The sequence below is a fragment of the Streptomyces sp. NPDC127098 genome, from assembly GCF_042722465.1.
Classification (GTDB): Bacteria; Actinomycetota; Actinomycetes; order Streptomycetales; family Streptomycetaceae; genus Streptomyces; species Streptomyces millisiae.
In genome coordinates this window covers 40,344-54,853 of record NZ_JBHXFJ010000009.1, presented here as the reverse complement: position 1 = coordinate 54,853, position 14,510 = coordinate 40,344, and the positions used below count along the sequence as shown (strand labels likewise).

Sequence of the window (14,510 nt, the reverse complement as noted above, 5' to 3'; positions counted from 1 at the left end):
GGCCACCCCTCGCCCCCCCGGTCGCCCCCCCCCCCCCCCCCCCCCCCGGGGGGGGGGGGGGGCCCCCCCCCCCCCCCCCCCCACGGCCCTCAGTCCGGCAGGTTCCCCTCCCCGCCGTGGTTGGCCACCATCCGCCGCAGCACGTTGACGGTGGTCACGAAGTCCGCCTCGGACACGCCCTCGTGGGTGCGGCGGTGGATCGCCAGGTTCCGCTCCCGGGCCCGGAGGCGACCGGCCTCGCCCTCCGCGGTGAGCCGCATGCCGCCCGGGTCCTCGGCCAGCCAGCCGCGCGCGACGAGGTCGTCGTAGACGGCGTCGAAGTCGGTCGCCTGGTCGTCGTAGACCCGCAGCCGCTCGGTCAGGGCCGCCCGCGACCAGCGTCCCGGCTCCCCCGCGGCGTGGTTGAGCGTCCACCAGTGCGGCTGGGTCAGCCCCTCCACGGCCAACGCCTCCCGGATGCTCCCGACCACCCGGCGGAACACCTCGCCGCTCCACCACCCGATGGGCTGGGCGGCCACCTCATCCGCCGGGTACTCCCTGATCGAGGCCATCTCCGACGCTCCTCTCGTCGCTCCACCGCGGAACACCCCGACCGTAGGAGTTCAAGCGAACGTGAGGTCAAGCCACCGGCGTCAGGGGCTCGAAGGCGTCGAAGACCATGGAGAAGATCCGGTCCTGGAGCACCCCGTGCTCGGCGTGCCGGATGGCGATCAGCCGGGCCAGTTCGTCCACCTGCTCCTCCCTCAACGCCGCCGAGGCCAGCGACTCCACGGCCACGGAATGGGTGGCGCACCATTCCAGAATCGCCCCGAATCCGTTGACGGACGCCACGAACGACCGCTGGTCGACGTTCTTCCAGGCGATGGCGAGCTCTTCGAGCGTGCTGGTTCCCGGCCCCTCCGGAATCAGCATGCGCCGTGCCCTGCGGGTGAGTCGTGCCACGTATTCCTGGCGGTCGCCGACGTGCGTCAGCCGCGCCGTCGCCCGGAATCCCAGCTCGGGCAGCAGCTCGGCGAAGTCCCACAGCAGGGAGATGGAGCCGCCCTCGACGATCAGCAACGGGTGCCGCTCGCCGAGCGCGCGCAGGGTTCCGATCAACGAGTCCAGGGCATCGTCGGCGGAGAAGTCCCCGTCCGCCACGGTCCGTTCAGCCAGCCAGACCCGCTCGACGCCGGCCTCCTCGTCTCCCGACCGGGCGCTGGTGGTCGCCAGGTCGGTGAAGCACTGGATCCGGTCCGCCATCACGATCGGCGCCCCCGTGACGCGGGCCAGCTCGGTGGCCGCCGCGCTCTTCCCCGTCCCCGTGGGACCCGCGACGACATGGATGACCTGTGCGCTTTCCGCGTCGACCTCGGACACGATTTCCCCCTTCGGCTGCCCCGCCTGGTCGCCTTCGACCATAGGCCCGGCTTTCCACGGCGCGTCACTCGTTGAAGCATTAACTGTCCCAACGATCGGGAAAGCGAGTAAAGGTTCTCCATCTCCCCCGCTTTTGACGCCGCCCTGACGTGCCGGCGCCCCGCGGGGTTGACTTCAAGGAATATTGAACTTCTAGGCTCTGGTGCCATGAGCATGGAGATGACCGCCTGGCACGCCCTCTACAACGCCCGACACGCGGCCGAGGACCAACGCCCCTTCTCACGCGCCGTGTTGCGCCGGATCGGCGCGTTCGCCCGGCCGCATCGCCGGGAGCTCGGCTGGTTCCTGGTGCTCAGCGTCGCGGGCGCCGCGCTCGGCGTGGCCACGCCGGTGCTGGCCGGTCGGGTGGTCAACGCCATCACGGGAGGCCAGGACCGGCGCACCGTCGTCACGCTGGCGCTGCTGATCGCCGGGATCGCCGTCGCCGAGGCCGGGCTCGGGCTGCTCACCCGCTGGCTGTCGGCGCGGATCGGCGAGGGGCTGATCCTCGACCTGCGCACCACCGTCTTCGACCACGTCCAGCGGATGCCGATCGCGTTCTTCACCAGGACCAGGACCGGCGCGCTGGTGAGCCGGCTCAACTCCGACGTGATCGGCGCGCAGCGGGCGTTCAGCGACACGCTCTCCGGGGTGGCGGGCAACCTGGTGATGCTGGTGCTCACGCTCGGCGTGATGGTCTCCATCTCCTGGCAGATCACCCTGCTCGCGCTGCTCCTGCTTCCCGTCTTCGTGCTGCCCACCCGTCGGATGGGCGCGCGCCTCGCCAGGCTCTCGCGGGAGGCGGCCGACCACGACGCGGTGATGGCGACCCAGATGACCGAGCGGTTCTCGGCGCCTGGCGCCACCCTGGTCAAGCTGTACGGGCGTCCGGCCGAGGAGTCGCGGGAGTTCGCGCTGCGGGCCGGCCGGGTGCGGGACATCGGGATCCGCACGGCGATGCTGCAGATGGCGTTCGTCACCGCGCTGACCCTGGTGTCGGCACTGGCGCTCGCCCTGGTCTACGGCGTCGGCGGCTACCACGCGCTGCGCGGCAGTCTCGACCCGGGCGCCGTCGTCTCGCTGGCGCTGCTGCTCACCCGGCTCTACGCGCCGCTGACCGCCCTGGCCAGCGCCCGGGTCGAGGTGATGACGGCGCTGGTCAGCTTCCAGCGCGTCTTCGAGGTGCTCGACCTGGAGCCGCTGATCAGGCAGGCGCCCGACGCCCGTCCGGTGCCGGAGGGCCCGGTCGGGGTGGAGTTCGAGAACGTGGACTTCGGCTACCCGGCGGCCGACCGGGTCTCGCTCGCCTCGCTGGAGGAGGTGGCGGCGCTGGACACCAGGGGCGGCGAGCAGGTGCTGCACGGCGTCTCGTTCCGCGCCGAGCCGGGGCAGCTGGTGGCGCTCGTCGGCTCGTCGGGCGCCGGCAAGTCCACCATCGCGCAGCTGCTCCCCCGCCTCTACGACGCGGACGCCGGCACGGTGCGCGTCGGCGGCGTCGACGTGCGCGAGCTGACCGCCGACTCGCTGCGGGCGACGCTGGGCATGGTCACCCAGGACGGCCACCTCTTCCACGACACCATCCGCGCCAACCTGCGCCTCGCCAGGCCGGGGGCCGACGACGCCGAGCTGTGGGACGCGCTGCGCAGGGCCAGGCTCGGCGAGCTGGTCGCGGCGCTGCCGGACGGCCTCGACACAGTGGTCGGCGAGCGGGGCTACCGGCTCTCGGGCGGGGAGCGGCAGCGCCTGACCATCGCCAGGCTGCTGCTCGCCAGGCCCCGGGTGGTGATCCTGGACGAGGCGACCGCGCACCTGGACGCCACCTCGGAGGCGGCGGTGCAGGAGGCGCTGACCGAGGCGCTGGCCGGCCGGACCTCGGTGGTGATCGCGCACCGGCTCTCGACCATTCGGGCCGCCGACCAGATCCTGGTCGTCGAGGACGGCCGGATCGTCCAACGCGGCACCCACGAGGAGCTGTTGGCGGCCGGCGGCCGGTACGCCGAACTGCATGCGACGCAGTTCGCCGAGCCGGAGCGTCAGCCGTCTGACGCGCCGTCTACTCCGGTCGGCGCACAATGACGGGCATCACCACCCACCTGCACACAAGATGATCAGTATGACCCTCAGCCTTGATCATCTTCGCCGCTGCACCCTGGCCGTGGACCTCGGTGCCGCCCGCACCCGCGTCTACCTCAAGCAGTCAGGACTCATCGTCGACGAGCCGTCCGTCGTCGCCGTCAACACCCAGACCGGCGCGTTGATCGCGGTGGGCGCCCCGGCCGAACGGATGTCGGGCCGGACCCCCGCCAACATCCGCGTGATCCGCCCGATCACCGGCGGCACCGTCGTCGACATCGACGTCGCCCAGCGGATGCTGCGTGCCATGGTCGGCAACAAGCTGCGGCGCGCCTGGCGGCGCAAGCCGCTGCTGCGCGCCGCCGTCTGCATCCCGCACGACGCCGACCCGCTGGCGCGGCGGGCGGCGCTCGAGACGCTGGTCGGCGTCGGCGCCCGCCGGGTCGAGCTGGTGGACAGCCTGGTGACGGCGGCGGTGGGCTGCGGGCTGCCGGTCGAGGAGCCGGAGGCGACGATGATCGTGCAGTGCGGCGCGGCCACCACGGAGGTCGCCGTGCTGTCGCTCGGCGCGATCGTGGCCGCCGAGAAGGTGCCGATGGGCGGCGAGACGGTGGACCGGGCGCTGATGCAGTACCTGCGCAACGAGCACGAGCTGCTGCTGCCGAGCCAGGCCGTGCGGCCGCTGCACGAGGCGTTGGCCGACCCGGTCGACCAGGTCGCCGAGGTGTCCGGCCGGGACGTGGCCACCGGCCTGGCCCGCACCGTCACGATCGACCCCAGGTCCCTGCGGGCCGCCGTCACCCCGCCGCTCACGGCGCTCCTCGACACCATCCGCGCCGTGCTGCACCGCTGCCCGCCCGACCTGGTGGCCGACCTCGGCGACCGGGGCGTGATGCTCACCGGCGGCGCGGCCGGGCTGCCGGGGCTCGACCAGATGATCCGCCAGTCGACCGGGATGCCGGTGAACGTGGCCGAGGAGCCGGGACTCTGCGCGGTCATGGGCCTGGGCGCGATGCTCGAAGGCCGGTTCAGGCAGCGGGAGATCGCCGAGCCGAACTTCAGGCGCCACGAGTCGGGCATGGGCGGCGGCGACCTCAAGCGGCGCTTCAGACGCCAGGTCAAGGCGTCAGGGAAGGCGTCCGGCACCTCCACGGGCGCCGGCCTCGACGAGAGTCTCGTCGACCCGATGCCGGAGCCGACGAGCATGGCCTGAGGGGCCGCCGCCGGCCGTCCCGCCTACGATGCCGGGGCATGGACGACGCCCGCACCCCACCACCGCCACCGCCGCCGCCCGCGCCGTCGTTCTGGCGCGGGCAGTGGTCCGTGGTGGCGGTGGTCGCGCTCGGCGGCGGCCTCGGCACGGCCGCCAGGTACGGTGCCGGCCTGCTCTGGCCGACGCAGGGCGCCGGCTTTCCCTGGACCACGCTGCTGGTCAACGTGGTGGGCTGCGGGTCGATCGGGGTGTTGATGGTGCTGGTCACCGAGGTGTGGGCGACGCCGGCGCACCGGCTGGTGCGGCCGTTCCTCGGCACGGGCGTGCTCGGCGGCTTCACCACCTTCTCCACCTACTCGCAGGACATCGAACGGCATCTGACCGAAGGTCGGGCGCTCACCGCCGTGAGCTACCTGCTGCTCACCCTGGTCGGCGCGCTCGCCGCCGTCCTGGGCACGACGGCCGCGACCCGCCGGTTGGGGAGGCGAGCATGAGAACCCTGCGGCTGACCGTTCTGCTCGGCGAGGACGACACCTGGCGACGGCGCCCCCTCTACACCGAGGTCGTGCACCGCGCGCACCGGGCGGGGCTGGCCGGGGCCAGCGTCTTCAAGGGCGTCGAGGGCTTCGGCGCCTCCTCGGTGGTGCACACGGCGCGGCTGCTCTCGCTGAGCGAGGAGCTGCCGGTGGCGGTGATCGTGGTGGACGCTGAGGAACGGGTCAGGGCGTTCCTGCCCGAGCTGACGGAGCTGCTCGCCGGGCGCGGCCTGGCGACGGTGGAGGCGGTCGAGGTGGTGGGGCGGTGAGCCGATCGTGCACTGGCTGCTGGTGATCGGGGGCGGCGTGGTCGGCGCGCCGCTCCGCTACCTGACGGACCGTGCGGTCCAGCGGCGCCACGACTCGGTCTTCCCCTGGGGGACGCTGACGGTCAACGTGACCGGCTGCCTGATCCTCGGCGCGCTGACGGGCGCGGCCCCCTCGGATGAGCTGCGGCTGCTGCTCGGCACGGGTCTCTGCGGGGCGTTGACGACGTACTCGACGTTCTCCTACGAGTGCCTGCGGCTGGCCGAGGCGGGGGCGTGGACGCTGGCGACGGCGAACGTCCTGCTCAGCGTGGCGCTCGGCCTGGCCGCGACGTTCGCCGGCGTGGCCGTCGGCACGGCGCTGGGCTGACCGGGCTTTTGTTCCCCACCCACCCGCTCTTCTCCGCGCTCCGCGCGGGGGTGGCCGCCGGCCACCCGGGTGGCGGCGCTGCGCGCCGCCCGTGGCGGCTTCGCCGCCGGGCGCCGACGCGCCGGCCGTGCCCACCCGCCCTCGCTCACCTCGCCGGGCTACGCGCCAACGCCATGCTCTACTTCGACCTGGAGTCCGACTTCCGGCTGTTCGGGCTCGCGGCCCGGGTGTGCGTGTGGCTGACCGTCTCGCCGGCGCGGCTCGCCGAGACCGGGGCCGCGCTCGCGGCCCACCCCGAGGTGGCAGTTCTGCGCGGCGATCACCGGCGAGAGCAACCTCTTCGCCTCCGTCAACTGCGCCGACTGGCCTCGCTCTACCGGTACGTGACGACGCGGATCGCCGCCCTGCCGGCCGTGGAGCGGATGGAGATCTCGCCCTCGCTGCGGCTGGTCAAGGGCATCGCGCCGCGCGGCCCCGCGTCCCGCTCGCCCCAGGACTGGCGGTAGCGCACCCGAGGCCCCGGGAGCGGCGCAACGCGGCGGCGGCGGCCGTAAATCCCACTCACCCGGGGTCGAGTGGAGCACCATGCCACCATGTCCGAAATGCCACATCACGCCCAGGTCGGATACATCGTCTGGGCCATCCTGTTCGCCGCCCTCTTCGCATGGGAGGGCATCGGCCTGCTGCACCCCGTCGACTCCTACCCCACCCTGAGCCAGGCCCTCGGCGCGACGATGCGCCACCAGTTCGGCCGCTGGGCCCTGTTCACCGCGTGGCTGTGGTTCGGCTGGCACGCCTTCGTCCAGAACTGGCACTTCCTGCTCCGCGGCCCGGGCCCCGTGGGCTAGCCGGCCGCCATGGGAGACTGGATCGCCGTCATCTCCGTCGCGGTCATCTACGTGCTGGTGATGATCTACCTCCGGGTGGGCGTGCGGTTGTTGCGCGAGGAGCCGGAGGGCCGGCCACACCGGCGACACCCGGAGCGGTGGGGCTGGCCGGAGTTCGCCCGCCAGCTCGCCCGCACCTTCGTCGGCGGCTGGCTGCTGCTGATGGTCGTGATCGTGGGCTACTACGGCGGCATCGCCCGGCACAACGCCACCTTCGTCTGGCACGCCTTCACCGGCACGCTCTCGCTGATGGCCATCACCTACCCGCTGTTCCTCGGCGCGACCTGGGTGTTCCTCAGGGTGGCCGGCTGGCGGTCACGCCCCGGGCGGCGCGGGCGGCCGGACGGCAGCGTGGTGTCATGGGAGGGGCAGAATCACCGTCCCGACCACCCGAACCGTTGAGAGCGCGAAAGAGGCGTGAAGGTTTCATGAGCACGCACTACGACGTCGTCGTCCTGGGCGCGGGGCCCGGCGGCTACACCGCCGCCGTCCGCGCCAGCCAGCTGGGTCTCCGGACGGCCGTCATCGAGGAGAAGTACTGGGGCGGGGTGTGCCTGAACGTCGGGTGCATCCCCTCCAAGGCGCTGCTCCGCAACGCCGAGTTGGCCCACACCTTCACCCACGAGGCGAACACCTTCGGCATCCGGGTCGAGGGCAGTGTGAGCTTCGACTACGGCGAGGCGTTCCGGCGCAGCCGCAAGGTGGCGGACGGCCGCGTCGCGGGCGTGCACTACCTGATGAAGAAGAACGGCATCACCGAGTACGACGGCCGTGGCACCTTCACCGACCCGAACACGCTCCAGGTCGCGCTCAGCGCGGGCGGCACCGAGACGGTCACCTTCGACCACTGCGTCATCGCGGCCGGCGCCACCACCCGCCTGCTGCCGGGCACCCGCCTCAGCGACCGGGTCGTCACCTACGAGGAGCAGATCCTCACCGAGGAACTGCCGGGCTCCGTCATCATCGCGGGCGCCGGCGCGATCGGCGTCGAGTTCGCGTACGTGCTGCACAACTACGGCGTCAAGGTGACGATCGTCGAGTTCCTGGACCGGATGGTGCCGCTGGAGGACGCCGACGTCTCCAAGGAACTGGCCCGCCAGTACCGGAAGTTGGGCATCGAGGTGCTGACCTCGACCCGGGTCGACGCGATCGACGACTCCGACCCGGCCCAGCCGGTCAGGGTCACCGTGACCAACGCCAAGGGCGAGCAGCAGCTCCTCCAGGCCGACAAGGTGCTCCAGGCCATCGGCTTCGCGCCCCGGGTCACCGGCTACGGCCTGGAGACCACCGGCGTCGCGCTCACCGAGCGCAACGCCATCGCGGTGGACGGGCGCTGCCGCACCAACGTGCCGCACATCTTCGCCATCGGCGACGTCACCGCCAAGCTGATGCTGGCGCACGCCGCCGAGGCCATGGGCGTGATCGCGGCCGAGACCATCGCGGACGCCGAGACGATGGAACTCGACTACGTGATGATCCCGCGCGCCACCTACTGCCAGCCGCAGGTCGCCAGCTTCGGCTACACCGAGGCGCAGGCGCGGGAGCGCGGTTTCGACGTCAAGGTCGCCAAGTTCCCCTTCACCGCCAACGGCAAGGCGCACGGCCTCGGCCAGCCGACCGGCTTCGTCAAGGTCATCAGCGACAACACCCACGGCGAACTGCTCGGCGCCCACCTGATCGGCCCCGAGGTGACCGAGCTGCTGCCCGAGCTGACGCTGGCCCAGCAGTGGGACCTCACGGTCCACGAGGTCGCCCGCAACGTCCACGCCCACCCGACGCTGGGCGAGGCCGTCAAGGAGGCGATCCACGGCCTGGCGGGGCACATGATCAACATGTGAGGACGCTCCGCTGTCAGGTGGGCCGCCGGGGGACCGGCGGCCCATCGGCGTGTGGTGCCACGGACCTGTAATGAGGGGTGGGGTGCCGGACATTGCCGGGCATGGACTCAGACGAACTGGCCGACCGGTTCGACCGGCTGGCCCGGTCGACGCTCCGCCGGGTGACGGCCTACTGCCTGCGCAGAACCGACGAGTCGGCGGCTCACGACGCGGTGTCCGAGGTGTACGCGGTCGCCTGGCGACGCCGCCGGCAGCTGCCGGACGACGACCACCAGGCGCTGCTGTGGCTGCTCGGTGTCGCGCGCAACGTGCTGGCGAACCAGGCGCGTTCGCAGCGGCGTTGGCTGCGGCTGCTGCGTCGTGCCGCTGAACGGGCCGTAGCCGCGCCGGTGTTCGACACCGGCGTGGCCGATCTCGACGCGGCGCTTGCGGAGTTGTCGGAGGGCGACCGTGAGGTGCTGCGGCTCGCCTACTGGGACGACCTGTCCCACGACGACATCGCCGACCACCTCGGCATCACGCCCGGCGCGGTCGCCACCCGGCTGCACCGGGCGCGGCAGCGGCTCAGGCCCCATCTGACGGCCCTCGACCACGCCCCCCACGACAGCGAAGGGAAGCTCGCACATGCTCGGCGATGAAGAATTCGAAACGGTGTTGCGGGCCGCGGACCCGGTGCGGGACGAGCGGCTGCCGGACCCGGAGGGGCCGGCGGGACTGCGCCTGCTGACGACCGCGCGGCGCCGCGCCGGCCGGAGCCGGCTGCGGCGGCTGGTGGTGATCCCGACGGCGGTCGCCGTGACGGTCGGCGCCGCCACGGCGGCCGTGGTGCTGGCCACGGGCGAGGGCGCGGTCACGGACTCGACGCTGGTGCGCTGCGTGGCGCCGGAGGGCGGCTTCCAGGCGCTGCCGGAACTCGACCCGCTTCCCTACATCAACACCGACTTCAACGCCGCCACGGACGACCCCGTCGAGATCTGCCGGGGCCTGCTGACCGAGGCGTCCGGGGAGTCGGTGCTGGCCGACATCCCGGTCACCCCGTGCGTGAACGACGAGGGCCTCATCGTGGTCCGCCCGGGCGCGACGAGTGTCTGTGCGGAGAACGACGAGGTGCGCTACGTCGGCGTGACGGAGGAGCAGCGGCGGTTGGCCGAGTTCCGGCTGGCGGTGGAGAACTCGATCGTGTTCGGGGAGGGCGAGTGCCTCCCGATGACGGAGCTGCCCGCGCTCGTCGACCGGCTCCAGGTGGAGCACGGCCTGACCGGCTGGACCGTGGACCTGTCCGACGACGTGCCGGGCACCTGCGTCTCCAACGTGCTGTTCCGGGAGTCCGAGCGGGAGATCACCGCCTGGGCGCAGGACGAGCGGTCGATCGAGGAGTTGCGGTCGGAGGGCGTTCTGGAGTAGGACCGGCCAGCTACTCCCGTCGTCGTACGCGCCGCGCCCCCGGCCCGCCTACCGTGGGGCGGGTGCGGACGTTCACGTATCCCCTCGCGCTCTCGCTCGGCGTCGGCTGCCTCACCGCGGCCGACCTCGCGTCCAACGTGCCGGGGTCGCGGGAGGACGACTGGTTCAGCTGGCTGGTGTACGCGGTCTCCCTCGGCGGGCTGCTGGCGCACCGCGTGCGTCCCGGGCTCTCGGCCGTGGTCACCGGCGCCGGCTGCGTCGCCTGGACGCTGCACGGGCACGTCGGCGAGCTGCTGAACCTGCCGGCGATGGTGTCGCTCTACTTCGTGGCCCTGGGCGGGGACCGGCGCCGCACGGTGCGGGTGGCGGTCCTCGCGGCGCTGGTCGCCGGGGCCGCGGCGGTGGTCTCGGGGCAGGAGGAGGCGCGTCCTGTGCCCTCGCCCGTCCTCGAGATGGGGGTGCCGCTGGTGCCACTACTGCTCGGCGAGGTGGTGCGCGGGCGGCGCGAGCTGGTGCGGCACGCGCTGGTCGAGCGGGAGCGGGAGGCGGAGCGCCGGGTGCGCGCCGAGCGCATGCGCATCGCCCGCGAGCTGCACGACATCGTGGCGCACACCGTCTCGGCGATGACGGTGCACGCCGGGGTGGCGCTGGAGGCGCTCGACCGGCGCCCTGAGGTGGCCAGGGCGGCGCTGCGGCAGGTGCGGGAGTCGGGGCGGGAGGCGGTGGCCGAGCTGCGCGCCACGGTGACGGTGCTGCGCGACGCGGACGCGACCGCCCCGGTGGGCCCGGCGCCCGGCCTCGACCAACTCCCGGAGCTGGTCGAACGGTTGGCGGGCGGCGGGCTGAGCGTGACGCTGCGCCGCTCCGGGGCGGGGCGTCCACTGCCGCCGATGGTGGAGCTCGCCGCGTACCGGATCGCGCAGGAGGCGCTGACCAACGTGGTGAAGCACTCGGCGGCGCGGCACGCGGCCGTGTCGGTCGTCGACGGGGAGGACGGCCGGCTCACGGTCGAGGTGCTGGACGAGGGGCCGAGCAGGCCGGACGCGGCCGACCGGCCGGGGTTCGGCCTGCTCGGCATGCGCGAGCGGGCCGCCGCGGTCGGCGGCACCCTCGACCACGGCCCGCACCCGGCGGGCGGCTTCCGGGTGCGGGCCGTCCTGCCGGCGCTCTCCGGCGAGGTGACCGGATGATCCGGGTGGTGCTCGCCGACGACCAGGCCGTGGTGCGGGCCGGCTTCCGGGCGTTGCTCGACCTGACCGACGACCTGGTGGTCGTCGCCGAGGCCGCGGACGGGGCGCTCGCGGTGGAGGTGGTGCGCTCCACCCGGCCTGACGTGGTGCTGATGGACATCAGGATGCCGCGCCTCGACGGCCTCGCCGCCACCCGCCGGATCGCGGCCGATCCGGCGCTGGCGGACGTCCGGGTGCTGGTCCTGACCACCTTCGGCGCCGACGAGTACGTCTTCGAGGCGCTGCGGGTCGGCGCCGCCGGCTTCGTGCTCAAGGACATCGAGCCGGCCGAACTGCGGTCCGCGATCCGCACGGTGGCCGCCGGCCAGAGCCTGTTGTCGCCCTCGGTGACCCGGGGGGTGATCGAGGAGTTCGCCCGGCTGCGCACGCCGCTGGCCGAGGGCGCCGACCGGCTCGCGCCGTTGACCGCGCGGGAGCGCGAGGTGGTGGCCCTGGTGGGCGGCGGCCTGTCCAACGACGAGATCGGTGCCCGCCTGTTGATGTCGCCGCTCACCGCCAAGACGCACGTGAGCCGCGCCATGACCAAGCTCGGTGCGCGGGACCGCGCCCAACTCGTGGTGCTGGCCTACGAGACGGGACTGGTGCGCCCCGGCGGGCGGTGACTACCGGACGCCCTCGTCCATCAGCAGGTAGAGCAGCCCGTTGAGGGTGGCGCCGCTGACGATCTCGCCGCGGTCGATCAGGGAGCGGATCCGCTCGATCGGGACCCACTCGATGCGGTCGGACTCGTTGAGCTCGGTGGGCGGCCCGATGTGGGTGGCGCCCTCGGCCCGGAAGATGTGGTGCTGGGAGTCGGTGATCCCGTTGGCCGGCTCGGCGTAGAGCAGCGGCTTCATCGGCCCGGGACGCCAGCCCGTCTCCTCCTCGACCTCGCGCGCCGCGGCCTCGGCCGGCGCCTCGTCGGCCTCGACCAGGCCCATCGGCAACTCCCAGGCCCAGGCGTCGGTGATGAAGCGGTGGCGCCACATCATCAGCACCTCGCGGCGGGAGTTCACCACCACGGCGACGGCCAGGTGCCGCAGCCGCACGACGTGGTGTTCGAAACGCTGGCCGTCCGGCAACTCGACATCGACAAGGCACACGTTGAGCCAGTGGTTCGTGTAGATCTCACGCTCGCCGAATGTCTTCCACCGCATGCGCGTTCCGCCCTTTCGTCGTTCCGCCGTTCCGTCGCGCCGAGTATTCCAGAGCGGAACCGCGTCTCACCCGTGGCAACCATGCCTCACCTGCGGCGCTGGACGGTTCCCCACCTCGCCGGAATGCCGGGGAAAAGTAAACCTCTTCGGCTGCCGAACAGTTATGGGAACCGTGGTGCCCGTCGCGGGTTTCAGGGTGGGAGAAGTCGAGAAGGAGCCCGGAAGAATGCCACGGTCCAGGCGAAGACAATTCACTCGGGGACGGATTCGGGCGACATGGCGGAAACCGCCGCCGGTCTTGCGAACGACCGCCGTGCCGGCGGCCGAGCGGCTACTCCCGGCGCGGTAGCGGCCGACTCCCGCCGGCGGACGACGGGCCGGCCGCCGGCTCCTAGCGTCGGCGGCGTGATCGAAGTGTTCGAACTGACCAAGCGCTACGGCGAGCGAACCGCCGTCGACGGGCTCACCTTCGTCGTCCGACCCGGGCGCGTCACCGGCTTCCTGGGGCCGAACGGCGCCGGCAAGTCCACCACCATGCGGCTGATGCTCGGCCTGGACGCGCCCACCTCGGGCACGGTGCGGCTCGGCGGCCGGCACTACCGGGAGCTGGCCGCGCCGCTGCGCGTGGTCGGCTCGCTGCTGGACGCGAAGGGCGTGCACGGCGGCCGTTCCGCCCACGCCCACCTGGCCGGCCTGGCCGCGAGCAACGGCATCCCGCGCCGCCGGGTGGACGGGGTGCTGGCCGCCGTCGGCCTGGACCCGGCCACGGCGCGCCGGCGGACCAGGGGCTTCTCGCTCGGGATGGGCCAACGCCTCGGCATCGCCGCCGCGTTGCTCGGCGACCCCGAGGTGCTGCTGCTGGACGAGCCGGTCAACGGCCTGGACACGGAGGGGATCAGGTGGATCAGGGAACTGATGCGCTCGCTGGCCGCCGAGGGCCGGACGGTCCTGCTCTCCAGCCACCTGATGAGCGAGATGGAGCTGACCGCCGACCACCTGATCGTGATCGGCCGCGGGCGGCTGCTCGCCGACACCGGGATGCGGGAGTTCATCGAGTCCAACTCCCGTGCCGGGACGCTGGTTCGGGCGCCCGAGGCGGAGCGGCTGCGGGACGTGCTGGCCGCGGCGGGCGCCACGGTACGGCTCGACGCGCGCGGCGGCTGGCTGGTCGAGGGCCTGGACGCGCCGGCGATCGGCGAGTTGGCCCGCGAGCATCTGCTGGCGCTGCACGAACTCACGCCGCGTCACTCGTCGTTGGAGGACGTCTACACCGCGATGGCGGCGCCGGCCGCCGAGTACCGCACGGAGGTGGCGAAGTGACCGCGACGACGTTCCGCAGGGCGCTCGCGTACGAGTGGATCAAGTTCCGCAGCGTGCGGTCCCTGGTGTGGACCACGGTGGCGGCGGCCGCGCTGCCGGTGCCTGGCGCGGCGTTCGTCGCCGCCACCGGCAGCCTCCAGACGGACGACACGGTGCTCGGCGGCAGCCTCACCTTCAGCGTGCCCGCGCTGATGCTGGCCGCCGTGCTCGGCGCGCTGGTGGTCTGCGGCGAGTACGGCAGCGGCACGATCCGCGTCACCCTGGCCGCGGTGCCGCGCCGCGGCACGGTGCTGGCCGCGAAGGCGACCCTGGTCGCCGCCCCGCTGTACGCGCTGGCACTGCCGGCCACGACCGCCGCCTACCTGGTGGGCGACGCGATGCTGGGCGAGGAGTACGCGCAGGGCGAGCCGATGCCGGCGCTGCTCGGCGTCGCCGCGGCCTTCTCGGTCGCCGGCCTGCTCGGGCTCGCGGTGGGCACCCTGCTGCGCCACTCGGCCGGCGCGATCACCGCGGTGCTCGCCCTGCTGCTGCTCCCGTCCATGCTGGGCCCGCTCCTCGGCGACGCGGAACGCTGGGTGGCCGGCGTCTCGCCGACGGCGGCGCTGGAGAAGCTGATCCAGACCTCGGACGCCACGGCCGACGCCGTCGGCTCCCTCTCGGCCTGGCCCTCGCTGCTCCTGGTCACCGGCTACACGACCCTGGCCCTCCTCGTCGCCACCGCCCTGCTCCACCGCCGCGACGTGTGACGGTCCGGTTGCCGGGCGCACGCCGCCGCAGGACAGTGGGAGGGCGACCGGCCTGGCCGCCACAGAACCGTCC

General features: G+C 73.1%; 18 protein-coding genes. 15 read left to right on the top strand and 3 right to left on the bottom strand.

Annotated elements, in window-relative coordinates:
• Window positions 1-89: 89 nt before the first annotated feature.
• Window positions 90-551: a MarR family transcriptional regulator gene (locus ACFWI8_RS08705; protein WP_387087396.1), complete on the bottom strand. Its 462-nt coding sequence runs from the start codon at window positions 549-551 to the stop codon at window positions 90-92.
• 67 nt (window positions 552-618) lie between these two features.
• The gene (locus ACFWI8_RS08700) at window positions 619-1,359 is read right to left on the bottom strand and encodes an isopentenyl transferase family protein (protein ID WP_387087394.1); all 741 of its coding nucleotides are present in this window, start codon (window positions 1,357-1,359) and stop codon (window positions 619-621) included.
• A 207-nt stretch (window positions 1,360-1,566) separates the two neighbouring features.
• Between ACFWI8_RS08700 and ACFWI8_RS08695 the strand changes: the two genes are divergently transcribed.
• The 13 genes from ACFWI8_RS08695 (at window position 1,567) to ACFWI8_RS08635 (ending at window position 11,837) form a co-directional block, all read left to right on the top strand.
• Window positions 1,567-3,474 carry an ABC transporter ATP-binding protein gene (locus ACFWI8_RS08695; protein ID WP_387087392.1) on the top strand — a complete coding sequence of 636 codons (1,908 nt, stop codon included), beginning with the start codon at window positions 1,567-1,569 and terminating at the stop codon, window positions 3,472-3,474.
• A 37-nt stretch (window positions 3,475-3,511) separates the two neighbouring features.
• The gene (locus ACFWI8_RS08690) at window positions 3,512-4,684 is read left to right on the top strand and encodes a rod shape-determining protein (protein ID WP_387087390.1); all 1,173 of its coding nucleotides are present in this window, start codon (window positions 3,512-3,514) and stop codon (window positions 4,682-4,684) included.
• A gap of 38 nt (window positions 4,685-4,722) precedes the next feature.
• Complete coding sequence (locus ACFWI8_RS08685; RefSeq protein WP_387087388.1) at window positions 4,723-5,178, top strand: fluoride efflux transporter FluC; 456 nt, start codon at window positions 4,723-4,725, stop codon at window positions 5,176-5,178.
• Window positions 5,175-5,489 carry a DUF190 domain-containing protein gene (locus tag ACFWI8_RS08680; RefSeq protein WP_387087386.1) on the top strand — a complete coding sequence of 105 codons (315 nt, stop codon included), beginning with the start codon at window positions 5,175-5,177 and terminating at the stop codon, window positions 5,487-5,489. The genes ACFWI8_RS08685 and ACFWI8_RS08680 overlap by 4 nt, the downstream gene beginning before the upstream one ends.
• Window positions 5,490-5,496: 7 nt before the next feature.
• Window positions 5,497-5,856, top strand: a complete 360-nt coding sequence (crcB, locus tag ACFWI8_RS08675) for a fluoride efflux transporter CrcB (RefSeq protein ID WP_387087384.1) — start codon at window positions 5,497-5,499, stop codon at window positions 5,854-5,856.
• A 173-nt stretch (window positions 5,857-6,029) separates the two neighbouring features.
• Complete coding sequence (locus ACFWI8_RS08670; RefSeq protein WP_387087382.1) at window positions 6,030-6,362, top strand: hypothetical protein; 333 nt, start codon at window positions 6,030-6,032, stop codon at window positions 6,360-6,362.
• 87 nt (window positions 6,363-6,449) lie between these two features.
• On the top strand, window positions 6,450-6,704 hold the full coding sequence (locus tag ACFWI8_RS08665) for a DUF6186 family protein (RefSeq protein ID WP_387087380.1): 255 nt from the start codon (window positions 6,450-6,452) through the stop codon (window positions 6,702-6,704).
• A 9-nt stretch (window positions 6,705-6,713) separates the two neighbouring features.
• Window positions 6,714-7,145: a DUF6256 family protein gene (locus ACFWI8_RS08660; RefSeq protein WP_387087378.1), complete on the top strand. Its 432-nt coding sequence runs from the start codon at window positions 6,714-6,716 to the stop codon at window positions 7,143-7,145.
• A 26-nt stretch (window positions 7,146-7,171) separates the two neighbouring features.
• Window positions 7,172-8,581 carry a dihydrolipoyl dehydrogenase gene (gene lpdA, locus ACFWI8_RS08655; RefSeq protein WP_387087376.1) on the top strand — a complete coding sequence of 470 codons (1,410 nt, stop codon included), beginning with the start codon at window positions 7,172-7,174 and terminating at the stop codon, window positions 8,579-8,581.
• A 101-nt stretch (window positions 8,582-8,682) separates the two neighbouring features.
• Complete coding sequence (locus tag ACFWI8_RS08650) at window positions 8,683-9,219, top strand: RNA polymerase sigma factor (RefSeq protein ID WP_387087374.1); 537 nt, start codon at window positions 8,683-8,685, stop codon at window positions 9,217-9,219.
• Window positions 9,206-9,985: a hypothetical protein gene (locus tag ACFWI8_RS08645; RefSeq protein ID WP_387087372.1), complete on the top strand. Its 780-nt coding sequence runs from the start codon at window positions 9,206-9,208 to the stop codon at window positions 9,983-9,985. The genes ACFWI8_RS08650 and ACFWI8_RS08645 overlap by 14 nt, the downstream gene beginning before the upstream one ends.
• Window positions 9,986-10,047: 62 nt before the next feature.
• Entirely contained in the window at window positions 10,048-11,175 is a 1,128-nt protein-coding gene (locus ACFWI8_RS08640) for a sensor histidine kinase (RefSeq protein WP_387087371.1), read from the top strand.
• Window positions 11,172-11,837 carry a response regulator gene (locus tag ACFWI8_RS08635; RefSeq protein WP_387087369.1) on the top strand — a complete coding sequence of 222 codons (666 nt, stop codon included), beginning with the start codon at window positions 11,172-11,174 and terminating at the stop codon, window positions 11,835-11,837. The genes ACFWI8_RS08640 and ACFWI8_RS08635 overlap by 4 nt, the downstream gene beginning before the upstream one ends.
• Here the strand turns inward: ACFWI8_RS08635 and ACFWI8_RS08630 are convergent, their stop codons facing one another.
• The gene (locus ACFWI8_RS08630; protein WP_387087367.1) at window positions 11,838-12,371 is read right to left on the bottom strand and encodes an NUDIX domain-containing protein; all 534 of its coding nucleotides are present in this window, start codon (window positions 12,369-12,371) and stop codon (window positions 11,838-11,840) included. It abuts the gene before it with no gap.
• Between the two features lie 405 nt (window positions 12,372-12,776).
• On the opposite strand from ACFWI8_RS08630, the gene ACFWI8_RS08625 reads away from it, so the two are divergent.
• Both ACFWI8_RS08625 and ACFWI8_RS08620 read left to right on the top strand, forming a co-directional pair.
• Entirely contained in the window at window positions 12,777-13,691 is a 915-nt protein-coding gene (locus tag ACFWI8_RS08625) for an ATP-binding cassette domain-containing protein (protein WP_387087365.1), read from the top strand.
• Window positions 13,688-14,437, top strand: a complete 750-nt coding sequence (locus tag ACFWI8_RS08620; RefSeq protein WP_387087363.1) for an ABC transporter permease subunit — start codon at window positions 13,688-13,690, stop codon at window positions 14,435-14,437. Before ACFWI8_RS08625 ends, ACFWI8_RS08620 begins: the two co-directional genes overlap by 4 nt.
• Window positions 14,438-14,510: the final 73 nt, after the last annotated feature.

What these genes read in the sequence shown, in the direction of transcription:
- ACFWI8_RS08705 (WP_387087396.1), bottom strand. Translation starts at nt 551, where the DNA reads ATGGCCTCGATCAGGGAGTACCCGGCGGATGAGGTGGCCGCCCAGCCC.
- ACFWI8_RS08695 (WP_387087392.1), top strand. Translation starts at nt 1,567, where the DNA reads ATGAGCATGGAGATGACCGCCTGGCACGCCCTCTACAACGCCCGACAC.
- ACFWI8_RS08690 (WP_387087390.1), top strand. Translation starts at nt 3,512, where the DNA reads ATGACCCTCAGCCTTGATCATCTTCGCCGCTGCACCCTGGCCGTGGAC.
- ACFWI8_RS08685 (WP_387087388.1), top strand. Translation starts at nt 4,723, where the DNA reads ATGGACGACGCCCGCACCCCACCACCGCCACCGCCGCCGCCCGCGCCG.
- ACFWI8_RS08680 (WP_387087386.1), top strand. Translation starts at nt 5,175, where the DNA reads ATGAGAACCCTGCGGCTGACCGTTCTGCTCGGCGAGGACGACACCTGG.
- ACFWI8_RS08670 (WP_387087382.1), top strand. Translation starts at nt 6,030, where the DNA reads ATGCTCTACTTCGACCTGGAGTCCGACTTCCGGCTGTTCGGGCTCGCG.
- ACFWI8_RS08665 (WP_387087380.1), top strand. Translation starts at nt 6,450, where the DNA reads ATGTCCGAAATGCCACATCACGCCCAGGTCGGATACATCGTCTGGGCC.
- ACFWI8_RS08660 (WP_387087378.1), top strand. Translation starts at nt 6,714, where the DNA reads ATGGGAGACTGGATCGCCGTCATCTCCGTCGCGGTCATCTACGTGCTG.
- lpdA (WP_387087376.1), top strand. Translation starts at nt 7,172, where the DNA reads ATGAGCACGCACTACGACGTCGTCGTCCTGGGCGCGGGGCCCGGCGGC.
- ACFWI8_RS08650 (WP_387087374.1), top strand. Translation starts at nt 8,683, where the DNA reads ATGGACTCAGACGAACTGGCCGACCGGTTCGACCGGCTGGCCCGGTCG.
- ACFWI8_RS08645 (WP_387087372.1), top strand. Translation starts at nt 9,206, where the DNA reads ATGCTCGGCGATGAAGAATTCGAAACGGTGTTGCGGGCCGCGGACCCG.
- ACFWI8_RS08635 (WP_387087369.1), top strand. Translation starts at nt 11,172, where the DNA reads ATGATCCGGGTGGTGCTCGCCGACGACCAGGCCGTGGTGCGGGCCGGC.
- ACFWI8_RS08630 (WP_387087367.1), bottom strand. Translation starts at nt 12,371, where the DNA reads ATGCGGTGGAAGACATTCGGCGAGCGTGAGATCTACACGAACCACTGG.